At 66.8% G+C, this 24,754-nt stretch carries 19 protein-coding genes; 13 read left to right on the forward strand and 6 right to left on the reverse strand.

What is annotated here, in order from left to right:
- Positions 1–125: 125 nt before the first annotated feature.
- Positions 126–2,966 (forward strand): EAL domain-containing protein, encoded by a 2,841-nt coding sequence (locus tag IMX13_RS09775; RefSeq protein ID WP_193396254.1) that lies wholly within the window; start codon positions 126–128, stop codon positions 2,964–2,966.
- Between the two features lie 19 nt (positions 2,967–2,985).
- On the opposite strand, the gene IMX13_RS09780 is transcribed toward IMX13_RS09775, so the two are convergent.
- Both IMX13_RS09780 and IMX13_RS09785 read right to left on the reverse strand, forming a co-directional pair.
- Positions 2,986–3,579, reverse strand: coding sequence for a TIGR00730 family Rossman fold protein (locus IMX13_RS09780; protein WP_053519784.1), 594 nt, complete (start codon positions 3,577–3,579; stop codon positions 2,986–2,988).
- Positions 3,580–3,843: 264 nt separating this feature from the next.
- Positions 3,844–5,340, reverse strand: a complete 1,497-nt coding sequence (locus tag IMX13_RS09785) for an aminotransferase class III-fold pyridoxal phosphate-dependent enzyme (RefSeq protein ID WP_193396255.1) — start codon at positions 5,338–5,340, stop codon at positions 3,844–3,846.
- A gap of 209 nt (positions 5,341–5,549) precedes the next feature.
- Here IMX13_RS09785 and queA point away from each other — a divergent pair, with 209 nt between their 5' ends.
- The 6 genes from queA (at position 5,550) to fabV (ending at position 13,145) form a co-directional block, all read left to right on the forward strand.
- A complete protein-coding gene (gene queA, locus IMX13_RS09790; protein ID WP_111185614.1) occupies positions 5,550–6,617 on the forward strand; it encodes a tRNA preQ1(34) S-adenosylmethionine ribosyltransferase-isomerase QueA in 1,068 nt (355 codons plus the stop codon).
- A gap of 97 nt (positions 6,618–6,714) precedes the next feature.
- A complete protein-coding gene (tgt, locus tag IMX13_RS09795) occupies positions 6,715–7,845 on the forward strand; it encodes a tRNA guanosine(34) transglycosylase Tgt (protein WP_065181313.1) in 1,131 nt (376 codons plus the stop codon).
- A gap of 134 nt (positions 7,846–7,979) precedes the next feature.
- Positions 7,980–8,324, forward strand: coding sequence for a preprotein translocase subunit YajC (yajC, locus tag IMX13_RS09800; protein WP_053519780.1), 345 nt, complete (start codon positions 7,980–7,982; stop codon positions 8,322–8,324).
- 61 nt (positions 8,325–8,385) lie between these two features.
- The gene (gene secD / locus IMX13_RS09805; RefSeq protein ID WP_053519779.1) at positions 8,386–10,242 is read left to right on the forward strand and encodes a protein translocase subunit SecD; all 1,857 of its coding nucleotides are present in this window, start codon (positions 8,386–8,388) and stop codon (positions 10,240–10,242) included.
- Between the two features lie 15 nt (positions 10,243–10,257).
- A complete protein-coding gene (secF, locus tag IMX13_RS09810; RefSeq protein ID WP_053519778.1) occupies positions 10,258–11,238 on the forward strand; it encodes a protein translocase subunit SecF in 981 nt (326 codons plus the stop codon).
- A 647-nt stretch (positions 11,239–11,885) separates the two neighbouring features.
- Positions 11,886–13,145, forward strand: coding sequence for an enoyl-ACP reductase FabV (fabV, locus tag IMX13_RS09815; RefSeq protein WP_193396256.1), 1,260 nt, complete (start codon positions 11,886–11,888; stop codon positions 13,143–13,145).
- A gap of 149 nt (positions 13,146–13,294) precedes the next feature.
- Here fabV and IMX13_RS09820 read toward each other — a convergent pair whose 3' ends face one another.
- The 3 genes from IMX13_RS09820 to IMX13_RS09830 all read right to left on the reverse strand — a co-directional run bounded on the left by IMX13_RS09820 (position 13,295) and on the right by IMX13_RS09830 (position 17,185).
- On the reverse strand, positions 13,295–15,364 hold the full coding sequence (locus tag IMX13_RS09820; protein ID WP_128988965.1) for an EAL domain-containing protein: 2,070 nt from the start codon (positions 15,362–15,364) through the stop codon (positions 13,295–13,297).
- A 91-nt stretch (positions 15,365–15,455) separates the two neighbouring features.
- Positions 15,456–16,640, reverse strand: coding sequence for an NAD(P)/FAD-dependent oxidoreductase (locus IMX13_RS09825; protein ID WP_065181314.1), 1,185 nt, complete (start codon positions 16,638–16,640; stop codon positions 15,456–15,458).
- Positions 16,637–17,185: a YaeQ family protein gene (locus IMX13_RS09830; RefSeq protein WP_053517781.1), complete on the reverse strand. Its 549-nt coding sequence runs from the start codon at positions 17,183–17,185 to the stop codon at positions 16,637–16,639. The genes IMX13_RS09825 and IMX13_RS09830 overlap by 4 nt, the downstream gene beginning before the upstream one ends.
- A gap of 124 nt (positions 17,186–17,309) precedes the next feature.
- On the opposite strand from IMX13_RS09830, the gene IMX13_RS09835 reads away from it, so the two are divergent.
- The gene (locus IMX13_RS09835) at positions 17,310–18,191 is read left to right on the forward strand and encodes a pseudouridine synthase (protein ID WP_193396257.1); all 882 of its coding nucleotides are present in this window, start codon (positions 17,310–17,312) and stop codon (positions 18,189–18,191) included.
- A 13-nt stretch (positions 18,192–18,204) separates the two neighbouring features.
- Here IMX13_RS09835 and IMX13_RS09840 read toward each other — a convergent pair whose 3' ends face one another.
- Positions 18,205–18,696 (reverse strand): YaiI/YqxD family protein, encoded by a 492-nt coding sequence (locus IMX13_RS09840; protein WP_053517778.1) that lies wholly within the window; start codon positions 18,694–18,696, stop codon positions 18,205–18,207.
- 303 nt (positions 18,697–18,999) lie between these two features.
- Here IMX13_RS09840 and IMX13_RS09845 point away from each other — a divergent pair, with 303 nt between their 5' ends.
- The 5 genes from IMX13_RS09845 to IMX13_RS09865 all read left to right on the forward strand — a co-directional run bounded on the left by IMX13_RS09845 (position 19,000) and on the right by IMX13_RS09865 (position 24,741).
- Complete coding sequence (locus IMX13_RS09845) at positions 19,000–19,209, forward strand: cold-shock protein (RefSeq protein ID WP_005416210.1); 210 nt, start codon at positions 19,000–19,002, stop codon at positions 19,207–19,209.
- A 148-nt stretch (positions 19,210–19,357) separates the two neighbouring features.
- Positions 19,358–20,047 carry a glutathione S-transferase gene (locus IMX13_RS09850; protein WP_193396258.1) on the forward strand — a complete coding sequence of 230 codons (690 nt, stop codon included), beginning with the start codon at positions 19,358–19,360 and terminating at the stop codon, positions 20,045–20,047.
- A 31-nt stretch (positions 20,048–20,078) separates the two neighbouring features.
- Positions 20,079–21,644, forward strand: coding sequence for a YdiU family protein (locus IMX13_RS09855; RefSeq protein ID WP_193396259.1), 1,566 nt, complete (start codon positions 20,079–20,081; stop codon positions 21,642–21,644).
- A gap of 273 nt (positions 21,645–21,917) precedes the next feature.
- Complete coding sequence (locus IMX13_RS09860; protein ID WP_193396260.1) at positions 21,918–23,429, forward strand: right-handed parallel beta-helix repeat-containing protein; 1,512 nt, start codon at positions 21,918–21,920, stop codon at positions 23,427–23,429.
- Between the two features lie 22 nt (positions 23,430–23,451).
- The gene (locus tag IMX13_RS09865) at positions 23,452–24,741 is read left to right on the forward strand and encodes a carbohydrate porin (protein WP_193396261.1); all 1,290 of its coding nucleotides are present in this window, start codon (positions 23,452–23,454) and stop codon (positions 24,739–24,741) included.
- The last annotated feature ends 13 nt before the right edge of the window (positions 24,742–24,754 follow it).

The raw sequence follows: 24,754 nt of genomic DNA on the forward strand, positions 1-24,754 counted from the left end.
GGACGCCAGGAATAACGAACGGGCGCACGATTCGGGGTTGCCGGGCTTCCATTGCCCCCCCGGTGGCGCGCTATGCTCGGCGGCTCAGGGGAGGCGACGCACAGACGGCGCCGAGAGATTGTCATTTGTCCACGCATGCTGAACCTGCGCAAACGCCATCACACGAGGCCGTGCTGAGTACGGAACTCGTGCGCGCGCTGCATGCGCTGCTGCCGGAATCGGCGGTGGTCCGGGTCGGCTGGGACGATCCCCAGCTGGGGCGCAGTGACGCCATCTGGCCGATACCCCCGGTCGCGGCCGACAGCGTGGCACCGGCTGCCGGCGATGGCCGCCACGGTTGGGATCATGACGGTGCCCGCCTGTACCTGGCGGTGGAGGGCGCGGCGCCTTCGTCCGCGTGGTGGGGTCTGGCGCGGCAGGCCATGGAGCTGGCCCTGCAGCGGGGCCGCCAGGCGGGACAGATCAAGGCGCTGGAAGAGGCCGAGCGGCTGCAGCAGGCGCTGTTCCAGATTGCCGATCTTGCCGGTGCCGACCTGGAGATGGGGCAGATGCTGCGCCGCGTGCACGACGTGCTGGGCACGCTGATGTACGCGGAAAACTGTTACATCGTCGAATACGATGACCTGCACGACCAGATCAGGTTCCTGTACTTCGCCGACCAGGTGGATGATTTCGTCGCCGATCCGGCGCAGAGCTTCGACGCCAGTGGAATGCCGCGCAGCCTGACGGTGGCGTTGCTGCACCATGGCAGGCCCCTGAGCGGACCTTCGCGGGAACTGTTGGCCCGCGAGGTCGGGCAGGAGCATGACCCGCTTCGCGGCCCCGAAAGCCTGGACTGGCTGGGTGTGCCGATGCTGCGCGATGGCCGGGTGTGCGGCGCCATCGTGGTGCAGAGCTACGAGCAGGCAGACCGCTATGGCGAGGCCGAGCGTGCACTGCTGGGTTTCGTTGCCCAGCACGTACAGACCGCGATGGACCGGCGCCAGGCCCAGGTGCGGCTCGAGCAGCAGGTGGAACTGCGCACGCAGGAGCTGCAGCGCGCCAACCACAGCCTGCAGGACGAAGTGGCCGAGCGTCGTCGTGCCGAGCAGCTGCAGATCGCGCTGTACGACATTGCAGAGATGGCGATGTCCGCCGAGAGCCTGGAGCAGTTCTACGGCCAGGTGCATGGCGTGGTCGGCCGACTGCTCGACGCGCGCAATTTCTACATCGCGCTGGTCAACGAGGCGGGTGATGGACTGGATTTCGTCTACTCGGTGGATGAACGCCACGCCAGCCGCGCCTCCCGTGCGTTCAGTCGTGGCCTGACCGAATACGTGGTGCGCAACCGCCAGCCGCTGTTGGCGTCCCGCGCGCAGATCGACTCGCTGCGCGCCAGTGGCGAGGTGCGCGAGTCCGGCGCGCGCTCGCTGTGCTGGCTGGGCGTGCCGCTGCTGCGGGATGACGAAGTGGTTGGCGCGATCGTGGTGCAGAGCTACAGCGAGCAGCGTGCCTTCAGCATCCACGACCAGCGCTTGCTGACCTTCGTCGCGCAGAACATCGGCACCGGACTGGCCCGCCAGCGCGACCAGCAGCGCCTGCGTTCGGCGCATGCCGAGCTGGAGAAGCGCGTGGACGAACGCACGCGCGAACTGGCAGAGGTCAATGAAAAGCTGTTGGGCCAGATCGGCGAGCGCCTGCGTGCCGAGCAGCGGCTGACCCACCAGGCCATGCACGACGCGCTGACCGGGTTGCCCAACCGCCTGCACCTGCTGGACCGGCTGCAGGATGCGCTGGTACTGGCCAGGCAGGAGGACGGCCCGGTGTTCGCGGTGCTGTTCCTGGATCTGGACCGTTTCAAGCTGGTCAACGACAGCATCGGCCACGCCGCCGGCGATCACATGCTGGTGGAAGTGGCCAAGCGCATCGTGTCGATGGCGGGCCCCGACGACGTGGTGGCGCGCCTGGGCGGTGATGAGTTCGCGGTGCTGCTGCAGTGCCCGCTGGGCCTGGCGCAGGCCCTGGATTTCGGTCAGCGCCTGCTGTTGGCATTGCAGGAGTCGATGTGGATCGCCGGGCGCGAGCTGTTCCCGTCCGGCAGCCTCGGCATCGCACTGTGGAATCCGCGTTACCGGACCGGAGAAGAGCTGCTGCGCGATGCCGACGCCGCCATGTACCGGGCCAAGGCGCAGGGCCATGATCGCTGTGCGATCTTCGACGAGGACATGCGCGAGCAGGCCATGCGCAGCCTCGATCTGGAAGCCGATCTGCGGCGGGCGATCAACAACCGGGATTTCGTGCCGTTCTACCAGCCGATCGTGCGCCTGTCCGACGGGGAAGTGGTGGGCCACGAAGCGCTGCTGCGCTGGCAGCACGAACGGCGTGGCCTGCTGTTGCCGGGCGCGTTCCTGGAGCTGGGAGAGGAGAGCGGGTTGATCGAACAGGTCGACTGGCTGATCTACGAACAGGTCATCGCCGGCCTGGCCGCGGGCGGGCAGGGCTATGTGTCGGTGAACGTGTCGCCGCGGCATTTCCGTTCGGCCGGTTTCAGTGCGCGCCTGTTCGGCCTGCTCGACGCCTGCGGGGCCGATCCGCGCCGGTTGCGCCTGGAGATCACCGAGGTCGCGCTGCTGGATGACGGCCCGCACACGCTGCATATCCTGCAGGGACTGCGCGAGCGCGGCATCCAGGTGCAGCTGGACGACTTCGGCACCGGCTTCTCGGCGTTGTCGTACCTGCACCGCTTCCCGATCAGCACGCTGAAGATCGACCAGAGCTTCATTGCCGGCCTGCATGGACCGGAAGTGCAGAGCACCCGCGCGCTGGTACAGGGCGTGCTGTCGCTGGCGCGCACGCTGGGCATCGAAACCATCGGCGAAGGCATCGAAACCGAAGCCCAGCGGCAGACACTGCGCGAACTGGGCTGCGATTACGGCCAGGGCTACCTGCTGGGGCGACCGGCTCCCTGGGCCGACGTGGCGCCCTGAGACGCCACGCGGCGGACGATCAACGCAGGGCGGCGCGGCGCTTCTCGTCGATCCACTTGGAGGCCTGTGCCGGCTGGTAGTTCTTCATCCACTCCAGCATCTGCTCGATGTCCGAGCCGTACCACAGGTCCTGGCGCTGGTCCGGGTGCAGGAAGCGCTCATCCACCATGCGATCGATCATGCCGATCAGCGGCGCGTAGAAGCCGTCCACGTCCAGGAATGCACAGGGCTTGTTGCCGATGCCCAGCTGGCGCCAGGTCAGCATCTCGAAGATCTCCTCCATGGTGCCGAAGCCGCCGGGCAGGGCGACGAAGCCGTCGGCCAGGTCGAACATGCGCGACTTGCGTTCGTGCATCGAGCCGACGATCTCCAGCTCGGTCAGGCCGCGATGGGCCACTTCCCAGTCGGCCAGCTGGCGGGGAATCACGCCGGTGACCTCGCCGCCGGCCGCGAGCACGGCATTGGCCACGGTTCCCATCAGGCCGACGTTGCCGCCACCGTACACCAGGCGCATGCCGTCACGGGCGATGCGGTCGCCCAGCGCGATGGCGCGTTCGGTATAGGCAGGCTTGCTGCCCGCGTTGGAACCACAGTACACACAGATCGATTTCATGGATCTTCCTGTCTCTTGGCCGGAAACGAAAACGCCCCGTCGCCGACCGCAGGGCGGTCAGGGACGGGGTGTCCAAGGATTATGAGGCCTTGAGAGGCCTTCTGTAGAGCCGAGCCATGCTCGGCTGCTCTTCGTTCAGATCGCGGCAATGCCCTAGCCGAGCATGGGCTGTGCCGGTCGTCCTGACCGGCACCCTTCGGGCCGTCGCCAGCGACGTTGGCAGCGGCTCCTGCCGCTGCCTTCGGCTCTACAAAAAGCGGGGGCTTACGCCGCCGCAGCCTGCTCGCGTCGCGGGCCTTCACGCAGGGCGCGGCCGACCATGCCCACCAGCAGATCCAGCTCTTCGCTGTCCATGCCGAAGTGGGGCGTGAAGCGCAGCGAGTTCTCGCCGCCATGGATCACGTTGATGCCATGCCGGCGCAGCCATTCTTCGGTGGAACCACTGCCGTAGCACTTGAACTGCGGCGCCAGCTCGCACGAGAACAGCAGGCCGGTACCCTGCACCTTGGTGATCAGCCCGCCAAGCTCGCCCTTGAGCTGTTCCAGCTTGCGCACGGCTTCGGCGCCGCGCTCGGCGATGTTGGCGCGCACCTGCGGGGTCAGCTGTGCCAGCGTCGCGCAGGCCACGTCCAGCGCACGCGGGTTGCTGGTCATGGTGTTGCCGTAGATGCCCTTGCGGTACAGCTGTGCGGCATGCTCGGTCACCGCCAGCACCGACAGCGGGTACTGGGCCGCGTTCAGGGCCTTCGAGTAGGTTTCCATGTCCGGCGGATCCAGGCCTTCGAAGCCCGGGTAGTCAACCACCGACAGCACGCCGTGCGCGCGCAGGCCGGCCTGGATCGAATCGAGCAGCAGCAGGCTGCCGTGCGCGCGGGTCAATTCGCGGGCCAGGGCATAGAACGACGGCGGTACCGAGCGGCCCGGATCGCCTTCGCCCATGACCGGCTCCAGGAACACCGCCTCGATGAACCACTTGTTGCGGGCGGCGTCCTCGAACACCGCGCGCAGGCCGGCTTCGTCGTACGGCGCCACGGTGATCACCGAATCCTCGCCACGGTAGCTGGCCAGATGCTGCATGTAGCTCTTGCGGCTGGAATCGGAGTACAGCGCCGGCCGGTCGGTGCGGCCATGGAAGCTGCCCTTGACCACCACGCGCTTGATCGCGGCGCCGGCGTGGCGCGCACCCGGGTCGGTCTGCAGCTTGGCGTTGACGTCGGCGATGCGTGCGGCCAGCCCGACCGCTTCCGAGCCGGAGTTCAGGCACATGAAACGGGCGAACGGGCAGCCGCCACGACGGTGGCCGATCTCGGCGCGAAGGGCGGTGATGAAGCGCTGCTGTGACAGGCTGGGGGTCATGATGTTGGCCATCACCTGCGGTCGGGCCATCGCCTCCAGCACCGTGTCGGGGGTATGACCGAAGCCGAGCATGCCGTAGCCGCCAGCGTCATACAGCACCGCCCCCTTGAGGGTGACCACCCACGGGCCGCGCGCGGCCAGCGCCACATAGGGCGTAACGGCGTCGTCGGCGTAGAAATTGACGAACCCGTCCTGCATGGCATTGATCTGCGCCTGTTCGTCCTGCGCCAGCAACGGCCCCAGTTCGCCCTGCACACGGGCGAACTCCGCGGCGGCGGCCTCGACCGCGGCCACCAGCTGCGGATGGCGGACGGACAGGGTGGTCAGGGTGGCGTCGTCCAGGCCGGTGGTGAGGCGGGTGCCGGGCTGGCTGCGCAGGGGGGCGAGGCGTTCGATGAAGCTCATTGCAGATCTCCTGAAACAATGGGGCGCACGGGCCATCAAAAAGCAAAACGCGCGTCATCACGCGCGCTGGGCGGCCTCGTGCAGCGGACTTCCATCTCGATGCTAGCACTTGTTTTTTTGCGCGATAACCCCGCAGAAACCTGTTGCATAGCAGCATTTTGCGCGACGTTCGCCGCGGACCACGCCGGCTCGCAGACGCTGGCCGTACAATGCGCGCCATTGTCGACCTGTTGCCGCCCACTGCCTTGAAGAAGTCCGATTTCCACTACGACCTGCCGGCTGAACTGATCGCGCAGGCGCCGCTGGCTGAACGTTCCGCCAGCCGCCTGCTGCTGGTGCCTCCGGCCCCTGCCGCCTTCACCGACCTGCAGGTGCGTGATCTGCCCTCGCTGCTGCAGCCGGGTGACCTGCTGGTATTCAACGATACGCGCGTGATCCCGGCGCGCCTGTTCGGTCAGAAGGCCAGCGGTGGGCGGGTCGAGATCCTGATCGAGCGCCTGCTCGGCGGCCAGCAGGCGCGTGCCCAGGTCGGCGCCAGCAAGTCGCCCAAGGCCGGCAGCCGCATCGCGCTCGATGCCGGTGGCGAAGCCGAAGTGCTGGGCCGCGACGGCGAGTTCTATGTGCTGCAGTTCCATGTGCCCGAGTCACTGGAGCAGTGGCTGCTGCACGCCGGACGCCTGCCGCTGCCCCCCTACATCCAGCGCGAGCCGGGCGTGGACGACCGCGAGCGCTACCAGACCGTGTTCGCGCGGGAGGTGGGAGCGGTGGCGGCACCGACCGCCGGCCTGCATTTCGATGAACCGCTGTTGGCCGCGCTGAAGGACAAGGGCGTGGAGTTCGGCCACGTCACCCTGCACGTGGGGGCAGGCACCTTCCAGCCGGTGCGAGCCGATGACCTGAAGGACCACGTGATGCACCGCGAGTGGCTGAACGTGGGCGCCGAGCTGGTGCAGCAGGTGCGTCGGACCCGCGCTGCGGGCGGGCGCGTGATCGGTGTCGGCACCACCGTGGTGCGCGCGCTGGAAAGTGCGATGCGTGACGGCGAGCTGTTGCCGTTCGCCGGCGAGACGCAGATCTTCATCACCCCGGGCTATCGGATCCGCAGCGTTGACGCGATGGTGACCAATTTCCATCTGCCGGAAAGCACCCTGTTGATGATGATTTCGGCCTTTGCCGGCAAGGAGAGGGTGTTCGAGGCCTATCAGCACGCGATCCAGCAGCGCTATCGCTTCTTCAGTTACGGCGACGCGATGCTGCTGTTCCCGCAGGCAGGGTAGGGCGCGCCGGGAGGGCAGGGACCCTTGTGGGTGCGCACCTTGGTGCGCACGCCTTCTTGGGAGACAATAGGCAACTATTTGCCTGAACGACCGCTCCATGTCCCGACTGCAGTTCCAGCTCAAGACCCGCGACGGCCGTGCCCGTCGCGGCCGCCTGACCTTCCCGCGCGGCACGGTGGAAACGCCGGCTTTCATGCCCGTGGGAACCTATGGCTCGGTCAAGGGCATCCTGCCGGACCAGGTGCGCGCGCTGGGTGCCGAGATCATCCTTGGCAACACCTTCCATCTGTACCTGCGTCCGGGCCTGGACATCATCGCCGACCACGGCGGACTGCATGGCTTCTGCCGCTGGGACGGCCCGATCCTGACCGATTCCGGCGGTTTCCAGGTGTTCTCGCTGGCCCACCGCCGCAAGATCACCGAACAGGGCGTGACCTTCGCTTCGCCGACCGACGGGGCCCGGGTGTTCCTCGGCCCGGAAGAGAGCATGAAGATCCAGAAGGTGCTCGATTCGGACGTGGTGATGATCTTCGACGAGTGCACCCCGTACCCGGCCACCGAGGACGTCGCCCGCCGGTCGATGGAGCTGAGCCTGCGCTGGGCCCAGCGCAGCCGCAACGCGCATGACGAGCTCGGCAACGATGCGGCCCTGTTCGGGATCGTCCAGGGTGGGGTGCATACCGACCTGCGCAGCCGCTCGGCCGAGGCCCTGCAGGCGATCGGCTTCGATGGCTATGCCATCGGTGGCCTGGCCGTGGGCGAGCCGGAGCATGAGCGCAACGCCATGCTCGACCACCTGGATCCGGAGCTGCCGGGCGACCGCCCGCGCTACCTGATGGGCGTGGGCCGGCCGGAAGACCTGGTCGAGGGTGTCGCACGCGGCGTGGACATGTTCGACTGCGTGATGCCGACCCGCAACGCGCGCAACGGTCATTACTTCACCTCGTTCGGTACCGTCCGCATCCGCAATTCGCAGTATGCGCGGGACATGGACCCGATCGAACCGGGCTGCGGCTGCGTGGCCTGTACCGGCGGCTACACCCGCTCCTACCTGCGCCACCTGGACCGCTGCAACGAGATGCTGGCGCCGATGCTGGGCACCCTGCACAACCTGTTCTACTACGAGAAGCTGATGGCCGACATCCGGGCGGCGATCGAGGCGGGAACCTTCCAGGCCTTCCGCGAGTCCTTCTATGCGGCACGCGGAGCGGTTCCGCCGCCGCTGTAACCCGGCGCCCCCCTGTCGAACGGCCCGGGGACGAACGTCCGGGGCCATGGCATACTTCAAGGCTGACCCAGATCCGCGGTCGACACCCCGCGCCCGTGAAAGGGCCGGAGCGCCGCCCAACCAAAGGACCAAAGATGAACCTGCTTGCCTTCCTGATTCCCGCCGCCCACGCCCAGGCCGCCGGTGGCCAACCGCAGGGCATGGGCCTGACCACGCTGCTGTTCCCGATCATCCTGATCGCCATCATGTACTTCCTGATGATCCGCCCGCAGATGAAGCGGCAGAAGGAGCACAAGGCCATGCTGGAGAAGATCAAGCGTGGCGACGAAGTGCTGACCAACGGTGGCATCGCCGGCGTGGTCACCGACATCGGCGACAACTTCGTCACCCTGGAAGTGGCCGAGAACGTGCGCATCCGCGTGCAGAAGGGCGCTGTCGGCAACGTGCTGCCGGCCGGTACCCTGAAGTCGGCCCAGTAAGCCACTCCCTTTCCGATGCACAACCGCGGCGCCGGGGATGGCGCCGCGCGGGACCCAAGCAATGCTCGAATTTCCACGCTGGAAGTACGTCGTCATCCTGATCGTACTTGCGCTCAGTACGCTGTATGCGCTGCCCAACATCTACCAGAAGGACGCGGCCGTCCAGATCACCGCCAACCGTGGCGGACAGGTCGACGACGCCCTCCGCGACCGCGTGGTGGCTGACCTGAAGAAGGCCGGCATCGCCAGCCTCGGCGCCGAGAAGGAAGGCGAGAGCCTGATCGTCCGCCTGCCGGACCTCAAGACCCAGGCCGCGGCAAGCGACCTGCTGCGCGACAGCGTGGGTGAGAACTACACGGTCGCGCTGAACCTGGCATCCACCGTTCCGGACTGGCTGGCCAATCTTGGCGGTCGCCCGATGACGCTCGGCCTGGACCTGCAGGGCGGCGTGCACTTCGTGCTGCAGGTGGACCAGAAGGCTGCGCTGGACAAGCGCCTGGATGCCTATACCGAAGACGTGCGCAGCACCCTGCGCGACGCACGCATTCCGTACCAGTCGGTCGAGCGTCGCGCCGACAACAGCATCGTGGCCAACCTGAGCCCGTCCGCCGGTGACGACGCCGCGCAGCGCGCCCGCACGGCCCTGCTCAAGGCGCAGCCGACCCTCGGTTACGACGTCAGCGGCAGCCGCATCACGGTGACCGTGCCGGAGGCCGAGATCTCGCAGATCGCCAACGGCGCCATCGAGCAGAACATCAATACCCTGCGCAACCGCGTGAACCAGCTGGGCGTGGCCGAGCCGATCATCCAGCGCCAGGGCGCCGACCGCGTCGTGGTGCAGCTGCCCGGCGTGCAGGACACGGCCGAAGCCAAGCGCATGATCGGTGCGACCGCCACCCTGGAATACCGTGCGGTGGTCGAGGGCAACGCGCAGGACGCCATCAACGCCGGCCGCATCCCGCCGGAAGCCAAGGTCTACCAGCAGCGTGACGGCCGCGGCCCGATCCTCCTGAACAAGCGCGTGATCGTCACCGGCGACCAGATGGTGGCTGCGCAGGCGGTGACCGACGCCAACAGCGGTGCCCCGGCGGTCAGCGTGACGCTGAACAACGTCGGTGGCCAGCGCATGTTCGACTTCACCAGCGCCAACGTGAACAAGCCGATGGCGGTGGTGTACACCGAACGCGTGCCGACCGTGACCGTGGTCGACGGCCAGGAAGTGCGCGGCTTCAAGGTCAACGAGGAAGTGATCTCGGTGGCCAACATCAATGGCGTGTTCGGCAAGAACTTCCAGACCACCGGCCTGCAGAAGAAGGAAGCCGAAGATCTGGCCAAGCTGCTGAAGTCCGGCTCGCTGGCCGCGCCGATGGACTTCGTCGAAGAGCGCGTGGTCGGCCCGAGCCTGGGTGCCGAGAACGTCAAGAACGGCATGCGCGCCGTGGTCTTCGCCTTCCTGTTCACCCTGGTGTTCTTCAGCATCTACTACCGCATGTTCGGCATCATCACGTCGGTGGCGATGCTGTTCAACCTGCTGATCGTGGTGGCGGTGATGTCGTTGTTCGGCGCGACCATGACCCTGCCGGGCTTCGCCGGCCTGGCGCTGTCGGTCGGCCTGTCGGTCGACGCCAACGTGCTGATCAACGAGCGTATCCGTGAAGAGCTGCGGGCCGGTGTTCCGGGCAAGACCGCGATCGTGACCGGTTACGAGCGCGCTTCCGGCACCATCCTCGACGCCAACCTGACCGGCCTGATCGTCGGCGTGGCACTGTTCGCATTCGGTACCGGTCCGCTGAAGGGCTTCGCGCTGACCATGATCATCGGTATTTTCGCCTCCATGTTCACCGCGATCACCGTGTCGCGTGCGCTGGCGACGCTGATCTACGGCCGCCGCAAGAAGCTCCAGAACGTGGCCATCTGACGGGACGACACGCACATGAAACTGTTTCCGCTGCACATCCTCCCGAACGACACCAAGATCGATTTCATGCGGTGGCGCCATGTCGCCATGGTCGTCACGATCATCGTGTTCCTGGCATCGATCGCCATCATCGGCTTCAAGGGCTTCAACTATGCCCTGGACTTCACCGGTGGCACCCTGATCGAGGCCCGCTTCGAGCGCCCGGTGGACGTCGAGCAGGTCCGCACCAAGCTCGAGCAGAGCGGCTTCGACGGCGCCCAGGTGCAGAGCGTCGGTGGCAGTACCGACCTGCTGATCCGCCTGGCGCCGCACGGTGAGCATGCCCCGGGTACCGGCGATTCCGCCGCCGAGGACAAGGCCACCGCGGCGGCCGTGGTCAAGGCGCTGTCCTCGGCCGACAACCAGGCGACGGTGCTGCGCAATGAGTTCGTCGGCCCGCAGATCGGCAAGGATCTGGCGATGAACGGCCTGTACGCCACCATCTTCATGCTGGCCGGCTTCCTGATCTACATCGCCGTCCGCTTTGAATGGAAGTTCGCGGTCACCGCCAGCATCGTGGCCATGTTCGACCTGATCGTGACGGTGGCTTACGTGTCCCTGCTGGGCCGCGAGTTCGACCTGACGGTGCTGGCCGGCCTGCTGTCGGTGATGGGCTTTGCGATCAACGACATCATCGTGGTGTTCGACCGCGTCCGCGAGAACTTCCGCAGTCTGCGCGTGGAGCCGATGGAAGTGCTGAACCGTTCGATCAACCAGACGCTGTCGCGTACGGTGATCACCGCGGTGATGTTCTTCCTGTCCGCACTGGCCCTGTACCTGTACGGTGGCAGCTCGATGGAAGGCTTGGCCGAAACGCACATGATCGGTGCGGTGATCGTGGTCATGTCGTCGATCCTGGTCGCGGTGCCGATGCTCACGATCGGCTTCCTGCGCGTGAGCAAGCAGGACCTGCTGCCGAAGGCCAAGGACATCGAGGCTCTGGCCCGCCGTCCGTAAGCGTTCGCGCTGCACGCAACGCACAGAGAACCCCGCGCAAGCGGGGTTTTTTGTTGGCAGGGCGTGCAGTCCTGCACCTGCCGAGGCAAAGGCAACATCAACAGCGGGGCATTCTGCGGGATGGCGGGGCGGTGTCGGAGTGCGGGGACGCCGTGAACCCGTCCATGGGGGCTTGGCAGCCGCATCCATGCGGCTGACACCCCGCACTCCGACACCGCCCCACCTTCGACAGATTCCGGCGGCTGATCGAAATGAATCCGGGGTCAGATCCGTTTTCCTGTGGAAAACGGATCTGACCCCAAGAGCATTTCCGACAGATCACGGAAGACTGTCGAAGGCGGGGTGGGTCCGGTTGTGGGGGCGTGAGCGCCATGGATGGCGCGACCGAGCCTACAGGGACGTATTCACGGCGTCCCCCGCAACCGGATCCACCCCGCCACCCGTCAGCAAGCCAGCCTTTGACGTTGACGTTGCTCCGGCCTGCAGCGGGTGCAGGGTGCAACCCTGCAAAACAAACACCACCCTACGGCAGCGTCGGTTGTGCATTCGGCTCTCGCGCACTACGATCCTGCGGTTCGCGCGCGCAGGCGCGCCCTCCGATTCCTGCTGAGCGCCCTGCGCGCCGCATCTGCCAACCCGAGGTATCCATGGTCATCAAACCGCGCGTCCGCGGCTTCATCTGCGTCACCACCCATCCGACCGGCTGCGACGCCGCCGTCAAGCAGCAGATCGACTACATCCGCGCCCGCCCGCCGATCCAGAACGGTCCCAAGCGCGTGCTGGTGATCGGCGCCTCGACCGGCTACGGCCTGGCCGCCCGCATCACTGCCGCGTTCGGCAGCGGTGCGGCGACCCTGGGCGTGTTCTTCGAGCGTTCCGGCAGCGAGACCAAGCCGGGCACGGCGGGCTGGTACAACTCGGCGGCCTTCCACCGCTATGCCGATGAGGCGGGCCTGTATGCCAAGAGCATCAATGGTGATGCGTTCTCGGATGAAGTGAAGGCGCGCACCATCGAGATGATCAAGGCCGATCTCGGCCAGGTCGACCAGGTCGTCTACAGCCTGGCTGCGCCGCGCCGCAAGCACCCCAAAACCGGTGAAGTGATCAGTTCCACGCTGAAGCCGATCGGTGAGCCGATCACGCTGCGTGGCCTGGATACCGACAAGGAAGTGATCACCGAGACCACTTTGCAGCCGGCGACACCCGAGGAAATCGCAGGGACCGTCGCAGTGATGGGCGGTGAAGACTGGCAGATGTGGATCGACGCGCTGGCCGATGCCGGCGTGCTGGCCAATGGCTGCACCACCACCGCCTTCACCTACGTTGGCGAAGAAATCACCCAGGCCATCTACTGGAATGGCTCGATCGGCGCTGCCAAGAAGGATCTCGACACCAAGGTGCTGGGCCTGCGCGAGAAGCTGGCGAAGATCGGCGGTGATGCCCGCGTGTCGGTGCTCAAGGCCGTGGTCACCCAGGCGAGCTCGGCCATTCCGACGATGCCGCTGTACCTGTCGCTGCTGTTCAAGGTGATGAAGGAAAAGGGCACCCACGAAGGCTGCATCGAGCAGCTGGACGTGCTCTACGACATCCTCTACGGCGGCAAGGCCGACGGCGTGGCGATCGACCGCCTGCGCCACGATCTGGTCGATGGCGATGGCCACACCGTCGCGCTGGTCGATGAAGAAGGCCGCCTGCGTGCCGACTACAAGGAAATGGCGGCAGACGTGCAGGGCAAGGTGGTTGCGCTGTGGCCGCAGGTGACCAACGAGAACCTGTACGAGATCAGCGACCTGGCCGGCTACAAGGCGGACTTCCTGCGCCTGTTCGGTTTCGGCGTTGAAGGCGTCGACTACGAGGCCGACGTCGATCCGGATGTGAAGATCAACAATCTGGTCGATATGACCTGATCGAAAAGGCCGGCGAAAGCCGGCCTTTTCACGTAGGGCGCGCCGCTATGCTCGCCGGGCATGGCCCGGCGCTACAAGGCTCGTCGTGCATGTGCCGGCGTTACCCCGGCGCCCCTTGGTAGCGCCGGGCCATGCCCGGCGATGCGGGATCACCCGAAGTCGAAACTCATCGTCGGCAGCGCCGGTCCGACGAAGTCGCCCTGCACGTAGTCCACGCCTGCACTGAACAGCAGCGTCATGGAGTTGGCATCGCTGACGAACTCGGCGATGGTGCGGATACCGGCCTCCTGCGCGCGCGCCGTGATCTGGCTGATGCGGTCGATGTTCTCGCGGGTCGCCGCCAGGTCGCTGGTGAATCCACGGTCCAGCTTCAGGAACTGCGGCTGGAAGTGGGCCAGCAGCTGGAACGAATCCAGGCCGGACCCGAACTGTTCCAGGCCGATGCGGCAGCCCAGCGGGGCCACGGCGGCCAGGAACTGCTGGGCGCTGCGCAGGTGGGTGAACACCTTCGCTTCCGGCGCATGCAGCCACAGGCGCTCGCCCGGAACCCCGTGCGCTTTCAGTTCACCACGCAGGGTGGCAATCATCTGCGGGTCGTCGAACGATTCGGGGGTGACCTTCACCAGCATCTGGGTGGCGCTGCCTTCGCGCGCGCGCTGCCCCAGCACCGTGATGGCCTTGGACACCACCCAGCGGTTGATCTCGGCCAGCAGACCGTGTTCCTCGGCGATGCCAAGGAAAGCGGTGGGACTGAGCAGTTCACCGTTGTGCTCCAGTCGCAGATAGGCTTCGTACAGCTCCAGTGGCTCGCCCTGCAGGTTCAGTACCGGCTGGTAATGCAGCTGGAAGCCGTCGCCGTCCAGGGCTTCGCGGATGCGGCCGACCCATCGCTGCACACGTTCTTCCTCGACCCGATCGACCGCGGCCGGATCGAAGATGCGACAGGTGTTGCCCAGCTCGGCGGCCGCCTGCGTGCACTCGCTGGCACGCGCCAGGACCTGGCCGATACTGGCGATCTTCTCGCCGACCTGGACACCGCCGATGCTCACGGTGACCGTGGCCGAACGCGCGCCGATGCTGAACACATGGGCGGCATATGCCTCACGGATGCGTTCGGCCAGTGCCACGGTCTGCGCATAGGGGCCGGCCTGCAGCACGGCGAAGCTGTGTTCGCCGAAGCGCGCCAGCTGCGCGTCCTCCCCCACGACATCGGCCAGCAGGGAGGCCAGCGCGCCGATGAGGGTATCGGCCGAGGCCAGCCCGATGTCCGGCATCAGCCGCGCATAGTGGTCGGGCTCGACCAGCAGCAGGCCGAACTGGCCCTCGCTGCGGCCAGCCTGGGCGACCGCACTTTCGACCTGCAGCATGAAGGTCGGCCGGTTCAGCAGGCCGGTCACCTGGTCGCGCTGGCGAAGATCCTCGACCTCTCGGGCCAGTTCCGGGTCGAACTCGATCCGGCGGCGGAACACGACCTGCAGGCAGGATTCGCCCTCATAGGTGGCTGCGGTGAATTCCATCGTTGCCGGAAACGCACTGCCATCCTGGTGGCGTGCATCGAGCTGGTACTGCGGTGGTGGCGCTTCGCCGCGGCTGAGGCTCTTCAGCAGCTGCTTGAAGTCATCAACATGTTGGGCGGCCACCATGTCCAGCAGCGAGATGCCCTCGATGTCGTCGAAATGCTCGTAGCCGAACATGTCCAGATAGGCATCGTTGGCGCGGATGTGCATGCCTTCGTGCACATAGGCGATGGGTTCGCGGGAGGAGGCAATCAGCGCGTCGCAACGGCGCTCGGTCTCGCGCATCTGTGCCTCGATGCGGCGCAGCCCGCGGCGCGCCTGCAGGTCGACCCACTGGTCGCGGACCACCGCCAGCAGATGCTCCGGCCGTTGACGGAGGGCAAGGGCGCGGATGCCATGGCTGCTGGCCTGGACCAGCTCATCCTCGTCGATGCGCTCGGCCAGCAGCACCAGCGGAATGTCCTTGCCACTGGCCGCGATGTGCTGGGCCACCAGCGGCAGCGGGATGCCCTGCGAGGGCGAGGCCAGCACCAGATCGATGGCCTGGTTGGCCAGCACCTGCGACAGCTCGGCCGAATCCTGCGGGCGCCAGGGGCGCACGGCGATGCCGCTGTTGCGCAGCGTGCTGACGATGGCTTCCGCATTCTCGCCGCTGTCGTCGACGATCAGCAGGCGGATGGTGATGTCGTTCGCGTTCTGCATGCACTGCTCCCCAATCTGCGGATCTTGATACACGATGCACGGCGAGCCGTCCATGCGTGCAGGCATCCCGCACCCCGAACGGCGATGCGGTTCACACCACGCTGCCGGCGGCGTGGCCGCTGGCCCAGGCCCACTGGAAGTTGTAGCCGCCAAGCCAGCCGGTGACGTCCAGCACTTCGCCGACGAAATGCAGGCCCGGCACGCGCTTGGATTCCATCGTGGAGGACGAAACGTCGGCGGTGTCCACGCCGCCCAGCGTGACCTCGGCGGTGCGGTAGCCTTCGGTGCCACTGGCCACCAGCGGGAACGCACCCAGCAGCTGCGCAGCCTGGCGCAGCTGGGGCTCATCCAGCTGCCGTACCGGGCGGTCCGGCAGCCAGTGTTCGCACAGGCGCTGGGCCAGGCGCTTGGGCAGGACCTCGGCCAGCACCGTGCGCAGTTCGGCGGCTGGCCGCTCCTGTTTCATCCGTCGCAGCCACTGGCCGGCATCCTGGCCGGGCAGCAGATCCAGTTCCAGTGCATCGCCGGGTTGCCAGAAGGAGGAGATCTGCAGGATCGCCGGGCCGCTGACGCCACGATGGGTGAGCAACATGGAATTCTGGAACTGCATGCCGTTGCAGCGCGCCTCGATCGGCAGGGCGACACCGCTCAGGTCGGCCAGGCGCTCCTGGTGCCTGCCACTGAGGGTCAGCGGCACGAGTCCGGCGCGGGTCGGCAGCACGGCATGCCCGAACTGGCGTGCAATCTCGTAGCCGAAGCCGGTTGCGCCCAGGCTGGGGATGGACAGGCCACCGGTGGCGACCACCAGCGAGGCGCAGTGGAACATCCCCTGCGTGGTGTGCACACGGAAGCCATCCGCCCCGTGCTCGATGCGCTCGACGCTGCAGTGGGTACGGATGTGCGCACCCGCTGCCTGGCACTCGTCCACCAGCATCTTCACGATCTGCTTGGACGAAACGTCGCAGAACAGCTGCCCCAGCTCCTTCTCGTGATAGGCGATGGCATGGCGCTCGACCATCTCGATGAAGTGCCAAGGCGTATAGCGGGCCAGCGCCGATTTGCAGAAGTGCGGATTGGCCGACAGGAAGTTGGCCGGGGTGGTGCCGGTGTTGGTGAAGTTGCAGCGGCCACCGCCGGACATCAGGATCTTCTTGCCGATCTTGTTGGCGTGATCGATCACCTGCACCTGGCGGCCGCGCCGGCCGGCGGTGATCGCGGTCATCAGGCCGGCGGCACCGGCACCGATCACCACGACGTCGCAGCGCGTCGTACTCATGCCTTGGCGCGCTTGCGCCAGGTGGGGATGATGTCGAGCTGGATCTGGTCGTTGAGGATCTGCACCTCGCCGTCCTGGATCAGCACGCTGAAGCGCATGGCACGCTGGATCTGCTGGCCCCACTGCTCGACGAAGGTGCCATCGAGGTCGATCACCGACAGGTTGTCGAAGCGCGCCAGGCCCTTGCCCTGCTTGCCCCACCAGATGTCGGACGCATTGCCGCCGTAGTTGACCACCTGCACCTGGCGGCTGCGATTGCTGGCCTTGCGGATACGGGATTCATCGGGGTGGCCGAGGTCGATCCACTGCAGGATGTCGCCGGTGTAGTCGTGCTGCCACAGGTCCGGCTCGTCATCCGTACTCAGGCCCCGGCCGAATTCCAGGCGGTCGTCGGCGTTGAGGGCGAAGGTGAGCAGGCGCACCATCAGGCGCTCGTCGGTTTCCGACGGATGCTGGGCCAGGGTCAGGTTGTGGGTCGCGTAGTAGCCGCGATCCATGTCGCTGATCTGCAACTCGGCCTTGCGGATGGTGGCGGTGAGGGCCATGGGGGATCCGTCGACTAAAGAGGACAATGATAGAGGTTTGCTGCAGGGGTGTCCGTGGCCGGGGTGTCTGCCGCGCGTCAACGGTGGCACGCTTGCGGTTCCTGTTGCCGCCGGAGCGGACGCGATGACCCTGCCCAGCCGGCTGCAGCTGCCACCCGGCCATTGGCCGACCCTGCTGGACGGCCTGTGCGCACGCTTTCCGCGCATCGACCGCAGCCAGTGGCAGGACCGGTTCGCGCGCGGACGGGTACAGGATGCGCAGGGCAGGGCGCTGGCGGCGGACCAGCCGTGGCAGGTGGGGCTGGAAATCCTGTATTTCCGCGAGGTCAGCCACGAGCCGCGCATTCCGTTCAACGAGACGATCCTCTACCAGGACGAGCATCTGCTGGTGGTCGACAAGCCGCACTTCCTGCCGGTGACCCCGGCGGGTGCCCATGTCCGCGAAACCCTGCTGGCGCGGCTGGTGGCGCGGACCGGCAACGCGCAGCTGGCACCGCTGCACCGCCTGGACCGGCTCACCGCTGGGCTGGTCCTGTTCTCGCTGCGACCGGAGTCGCGCGATGCCTACCAGCGCCTGTTCCGCGAGCGCCGTATCGACAAGACCTACGAAGCGCTGGCCCCGGCGCTGCCGGCGCTGGACTTCCCGGTCGAGCGCCACAGTCGCATCGGCCCGGCACAACCGTTCTTCCGCATGGGTGAAATGGAGGGCGAGCCGAATGCGAGCACCCGCATCGAGGTGATCGACGCGACAGGTCCGGTCTGGCGCTACCGCCTGCAGCCGAGAACCGGTCGCAAGCACCAGCTGCGCGTGCACATGGCGGCGCTGGGCGCGCCCATCATCGGAGACGACCTGTATCCGCAGCTGCGTCCGGCCGCGAGCGGGGCGCAGGCGCCGCTGCAACTGCTGGCGCGGGCGTTGTCCTTCGACGATCCCCTGAATGGGGAACGGCGGGTGTTCAGCAGCCAGCGTCAGCTGGGCCTGGAGCTGGGCCCAGTGGTGGCGTGAGCCGGGCCCCGCCTCATCGCGCCACGCGGATGCGGGCCAACCAGCGGTCCAGCGCGCTGCCGAACGCCTGGCGGTCGCGCGCATGCAGGGGAGGCGGGCCCCCGGTCTGGACGCCGGCGCCGCGCAGCTCTTCCATGAAATTGCGTACCGACAGGCGCTGGGCGATGGTGTCGGCGGTGAACAGCTCCCCGCGCGGATGCAGGGCCAGCGCGCCTCGTTCGAGCACCAGCGCGGCCAATGGAATGTCCTGGGTGACAACCAGATCGCCGGCGGCGACCCGTTCGACGATGGCGCTGTCAGCCACGTCCAGGCCCTGCGGCACCTGGAGGGAGCGGATCCAGCGCGAGGGCGGGGTGCGGATCCACTGGTTGGCGACCAGGGTCAACTCCAGGCCGACCCGCTCGGCGGCCCGGAACAGGATGTCGCGGATGACAACGGGGCAGGCGTCTGCGTCCACCCAGATGCGGGGACGGGGCAGTTCAGCCGGGGTTTCAGCTTCAGTCATTTACCCAGTGTAGGGTAGGAAAAACCTGAATGGGTCCCCGGATCCGGGCCCGACCGACTGCCAGCCCTTGCCACGCCTAGCGGGGGCGGGGTGGCGATGAATGCCGGGGCTATCGCTTTTTGGGGAAAACACGCGTATCGTGCGACCCACTGTGTTTGCTAGGGTCACCGTGAATCGTGGCCTGGTGCAGTTGATCTCACGATCCACTCATCGATCCGCTTTACCAACGCCTGCAACTCAGTCTCGGCCCCGATACCCGGTGGCTGCGATTTTTTTCAACATGTGTTTCAGGAGTTAGTAAATATGTCTGAACGTCAGACCGGCACCGTCAAGTGGTTCAACGACGCCAAGGGCTTCGGCTTCATCACCCCGGAAAGCGGCCCGGACCTGTTCGTGCACTTCCGCGCCATCCAGGGCACCGGCTTCAAGACCCTGCAGGAAGGCCAGAAGGTCACCTTTATCGCCGTCCAGGGCCAGAAGGGTATGCAGGCTGACCAGGTGCAGGCGGTCTAATCCGTCTGCTGCCCTCGGGTAGCCAGAACGCCGGAAGCGCAAGCTTCCGGCGTTTTTTTTTTGCGTCGGCGGGAGCAGGCGCGGATCGAATCCACAGGCGCATGCGTGCAGGCGCGTTACGATGCTTGCACCCCTCTGGAGTCCTTTCATGCGCATCGTCCATCACCTCGAGAATTCCCGTTCGCTGCGCGTGCTGTGGATGCTGGAGGAGCTGGGGCTGGACTACGAACTGCGCCGTTACCCGCGCGACCCCAGAACGCTGCTGGCACCGCCGGCACTGCGCCAGGTACATCCGCTGGGGAAATCACCGGTGCTGCAGGACGGCGAGCAGGTGCTGGCCGAATCCGGCGCCATTCTTGATTACCTGGCTGACCGCTACGACACGCAGCGGCAGGTGTCGCCGTCGCCGATACCGGCCGAAGGTGCCGAGCGCATGGCCTATCGCTACTGGCTGCACTACGCCGAAGGCTCGGCGATGCCGCCGCTGCTGCTGACGCTGGTGATGAGCCGCATCCGCAACGCGCCGGTGCCGTTCTTCGTGCGCCCGATCGCCCGCAGCATCGCCGACAAGGCCGAGAAGATCTTCGTCGGCCCGCAGCGCCGCCTGCACCTGGACTGGATGGAGCGCCGCCTGGCCGAGAGCCCGTGGTTCGCGGGTGAGCGTTTCACCGCGGCCGATATCCAGATGAGCTTCCCGATCCAGGCCGCAGCGGCGCGCGGAGGCGGACTGGACGACAAGCCGGCGCTGCGCGCGTTTCTCCAGCGCATCGGTGAACGCCCGGCCTACCAGCGCGCTGAAGCGCACGGCGGATCGCTGCAGGCGCTGCGCGGCGATTGAGGTCGGCGGCGTCCATCCCCATGTCAGGGCCATGGACAGCCCCTTCCCGCGATTCGACAACCGTCTGCTGACCGTCCTGCCGGGCGACCCGGAAGCCGGGCCCCGCCGGCGTGAAGTCCGAGAGGCGGCCTGGTCGTCGGTGATGCCGACGCCTGTCGCCGCGCCGACCCTGCTGGCCTGGTCGCCGGAGGTCGCCGCGCTGCTCGGCATCGATGTGGCTGAAGTGTCGAGCGGCACGTTTGCCCAGGTATTCGCTGGCAACGCGTTGTATCCGGGCATGCAGCCGTGGGCCGCCAATTACGGCGGGCACCAGTTCGGTCACTGGGCGGGCCAGCTTGGCGATGGGCGGGCGATCTCGCTGGGCGAGCTGGTGGCGCCGGATGGCCGGCACTGGGAACTGCAGCTGAAGGGTGCAGGCCCGACCCCGTACTCCCGTGGCGCCGACGGTCGCGCGGTGCTGCGCTCGTCGATCCGTGAATTCCTGTGCAGTGAGGCCATGCACCACCTCGGTGTACCGACCACGCGTGCGCTGTCGCTGGTCGGTACCGGCGAGCACGTGGTGCGCGACATGTTCTATGACGGCCGTCCGCGAGCCGAGCCCGGCGCGATCGTATGCCGTGTGTCGCCCTCGTTCCTGCGTTTCGGTTCGTTCGAACTGCCGGCCTCGCGCGGTGAGACGTCACTGCTGCAGCAACTGGTGGATGCCTGCATCGCCCGTGATTTCCCCGAACTGGCGGGGCAGGGTGAGGCGCTGTACGGTGACTGGTTCGCGCAGATCGCGGTGCGCACCGCCGAGATGATCGCGCACTGGATGCGTGTCGGTTTCGTGCATGGGGTAATGAACACCGACAACCTTTCCGTGCTCGGCCTCACTCTCGACTATGGCCCCTATGGCTGGGTCGAGGACTTCGATCCAGACTGGACCCCGAACACGACTGACGCACAGGGCCGTCGCTACCGCTTCGGAACGCAGCCGCAGGTGGCGTACTGGAATCTGGGGCGGCTTACGCAGGCGCTGTCGCCCTTGTTTGCCGACGTCGCGCCGTTGCAGGCGGGCCTTGCTGCCTATCAGGCCACCTTTGCCGCCTGCACGCGTCGCGATGCGGCGGCCAAGCTTGGCCTGGCAGCTGCCGATGATGCCGATCTGCAGCTCTACCAGCGCTGGCAGCAGCTGCTGCAGGACGGTGGCATGGACATGACCCTGTCCTGGCGCGCCTTGATGCGGATCGATCCGGCATCGCCCGATCCGGCGGCACTGGCTGAGGTCTACTACGACCGGGAGCGGCAGGAGGCCGTGCAGGTGCCGCTGCGGCAGTGGCTGCAGGACTACGCCGCGCGATTGCGGGCGGATCCTCTTCCGGCCGCCGAGCGCCTGGCGAAGATGGGCGCGGCCAATCCGCTGTACGTGCTGCGCAACTGGCTGGCGCAGGAAGCGATCGACCGTGCGGAACAAGGGGACATGGGCGGCGTACACGCCTTGCAGGACGTGCTGCGCGATCCGTACACCCAACGCGCCGGACGTGAGCATTTCGCCAGCAGGCGCCCGGCCTGGGCCGACGACCGCGCCGGCTGCTCGATGCTGTCCTGCAGTTCCTGACCGGTGCTACGGCGCAGCCGTGCGCTTCGCCTGGCAAGTGCCAGTGCAGCCTTCCCTACAACGATGGTCGTACCCATTCAGTGCGATATTCGCACGCGTAGTCGATTACCGCACTTGAATGGTGCAGTGCGATAAACCTAATTTCACTTCCGCAGATTCAAAGCAGTCCAAGCGATCCACCCCTGGCGGGGCGAGGGCAGCACCCGACCCGGTGCTGAAGCCAGGTGCAGGGGAAGACCGCAGGATTTCCCTTCACCTGTGCGGAGTGATCGCATGCGCCGTCGCTTGTCCATTGTTTCTCTGTTCCTGCTCGCCCAGTTGCCGACCCTGGCGTTGGCCTACCAGGCCGAACCGCCGCGCGGGCCCCTGCAGGTGCTGCGCGTGGACCGCTACGCCGACGACACCCGTCCCGGCTCCCTGCGCTGGGCGATCACCACCGCCAACACCGCGCCGGGCCGCTATCGCATCGAGATCGACGCGGTGGGTACCGCGCCCCATGTGATCAAGCCGACCTCGCCGCTGCCGGAGATCAAGGGGCCGGTGCAGATCATCGGCACGTCCTGGGGCCGCGATGGCCAGTACATCGCCATCGACGGTTCGGCCTACGTCACCGGCACCGGCACCGACGCCTGTCCGGGCGCCGAACCGGGCCAGTCGGGCACCAACGTGCGCACCACCACGCTGCCGGGGCTGGTCCTGCGGGATACCCAAGGCGTTGAACTGGCCGGTCTGGAGATCCGCAATTTCTGCATCGGTGTGCTGGTCAACCGCTCCAGCCACAACGAGATCCACGACAACCGCATCGTCGCCAACAAGGGCGGCGCCGGCATCATGCTCACCGGGGACGACGGCACAGGGCAGTCCACTGCCACCACCACCGTGCACAACCGCATCGTGCGCAATGAATTCCTCGACAACGGCGATGGACTTGAGCTGACCCGTGGCGCGGCCTGGAACCTGGTGGCCGACAACCTGTTCCAGTCCACCCGGGCCAACCCGGAACCGTCGCAGGGCATCGAAATCCTCTGGGGCAACGACAACAGCGTGGTACACAACCGCTTCGTCGATTACTCCGATGGCCTGCAGATCAACTGGGGCAACCGCAACTACATCGCCGCCAACACCTTCACCGGCAATTCGCTGGGCCTGAGTATCACCGGCAGCGGCAACGTGGTCGATGGCAACATCATCACCGGCAATGGCATCGGCATCGGCGTGCGCCCGCAGCCGGTCAGTGCGCCGAACCGCTTCACCGCCAACCGCATCTTCGGCAACGGCCTGCCGATCGAGCGCTGCGAGGCCGGCGGCGCCTGCGTGAAGGGCCAACCGCGCGGCGCCATCGTGTTCGGCGTGCCGGGCCTGGAACACGCCAGCTTCGTCGGTTCACGTGGTCGTGGTGTCGACAATGATCCGTCCAAGCGTGCGCGCATCTGCTCCGCTGCCGGCCAGACCGACTGCCAGCCGCTGCCGAACCTGGGCCAGGCGGCGCCGCAGCTGACTGGCGTGCAGGGCGAGGGTACGCAGCGCCAGTTGATCGGTCGTTTCCAGGGCACGCCCGACAGCCGTTACCAGGTCGAAGTGTTCGGTAACCGCGCCGCCAGCAGCAGCGAGGCCGAGTGGGTGCTGGGCAGCGTGCAGGCGCGCACCGATGCGCAGGGGCAGGGCCGTTTCACCTTCCCGCTCGGCGCCGCGGCAGATGCTGCGGCTGCGGGCAGCCTGACCGCCACGGTCACCTCGGCGCAGGGCGCCACCTCCCCCCTGAGCGCGCCGCTGTCGCTGCGCTGATCATCTCCACGAGACCGCGATCATGAATCTTGCGAAACCCGTTTCCCTGGCCGTCCTGGCCACCGCGCTGCTGCCCTGCATCGCCAGCGCGCAGTCGAGCAACCGCTACGAAGGCAGGACCCTCACTGGCGACTGGGGCGGCACCCGCACCGATCTGTTCGAGCGTGGCATCGCCTTCCGCGGCGACTACGTGGGTGAAGCCATGGGTGTGGTCGATGGAGGCTACGGCGAAACCGGTGCGCGCTATGCGCAGCAGGTGCGCGTTGGCGTGGACCTGGACATGGGCACGCTGGCCGGCTGGAACGGCGGTGCCTTCCACTTCACCCTCAACGACCGTCGCGGCCGCAGCACCTCGGTGGACTTCGTCGGCAACCGCTTCCCCATCCAGGAAGCGTACGGCGGCCAGTACACGCGGCTGACCGAACTGAGCTACGACCAGACCTTCAACGCGGGGCAGTCGTACTACAAGCTGGGCTATTACGCGATGGGCAACCAGTTCGGCCTGCACAGCCTGCTGACCCACTTCGTCAATGCGGCGTTCTGCGCGCACCCGCTGGCGATGTCGGGCAACAGCGGCTGGTACAACTACCCCGTGGCACGCTGGGGCGGTGAGTTCGCCCAGCAGGTCAGCCCGGCCGTCAACGTTCGCACCGGCTGGTTCCAGGTGAATCCGAACCTGGGTGGCAACATCGAACGCAACGCGTTCCGTCCGCTCGCTTCCGGTACCACCGGTTCGCTGTTCCCGGTGGAAGTGACCTGGACCCCGGCCAAGGGCAGCCGCTATGCGGGCGTCTACAAGTTCGGCGGTTACTACGACACCTCACGCGTGGACAAGCGCGGTCTGGATGCTTCGCCGACGACCGGGCGCCACGGCGCCTACGTGCTCGCCGAGCAGCGTCTGACCCGGGAATCGGCCGATTCCAGCCGCGGCCTGACTGCGTTCGCGCAGTACATGGTGTCCGACACCGACACCGCGCAGATCAAACGCTGGTATGCGCTGGGCGGGGTTTACCAGGGCATTGGCTCGCGCGCCCAGGACAGCATCGCGCTGGGCTACGTAGGCGCCGACATCAACAACCGGCTGGTCGATGCGCGCCGGGCCACGCTGACCGCCGGTGGCGTGCCTGGCGATTCGCCGCTGTACAACCTCAGCCAGGCCGAGGAGCTGTTCGAACTGTCCTACAGCGTCCAGGTAAACCCGTGGCTGATGATCCGCCCGGATGTGCAGTACATCGTCAACCCGGGCACGTTCAACTACAGCGGTACCGACAACGCCTGGGCCGTGGGCGTACAGGCCAAGGTGACCTTCTGATGGCCATACGCTC

This window comes from Stenotrophomonas sp. B2 (genome assembly GCF_014947095.1).
In the GTDB taxonomy this organism is placed as follows: Bacteria; Pseudomonadota; Gammaproteobacteria; order Xanthomonadales; family Xanthomonadaceae; genus Stenotrophomonas; species Stenotrophomonas maltophilia_P.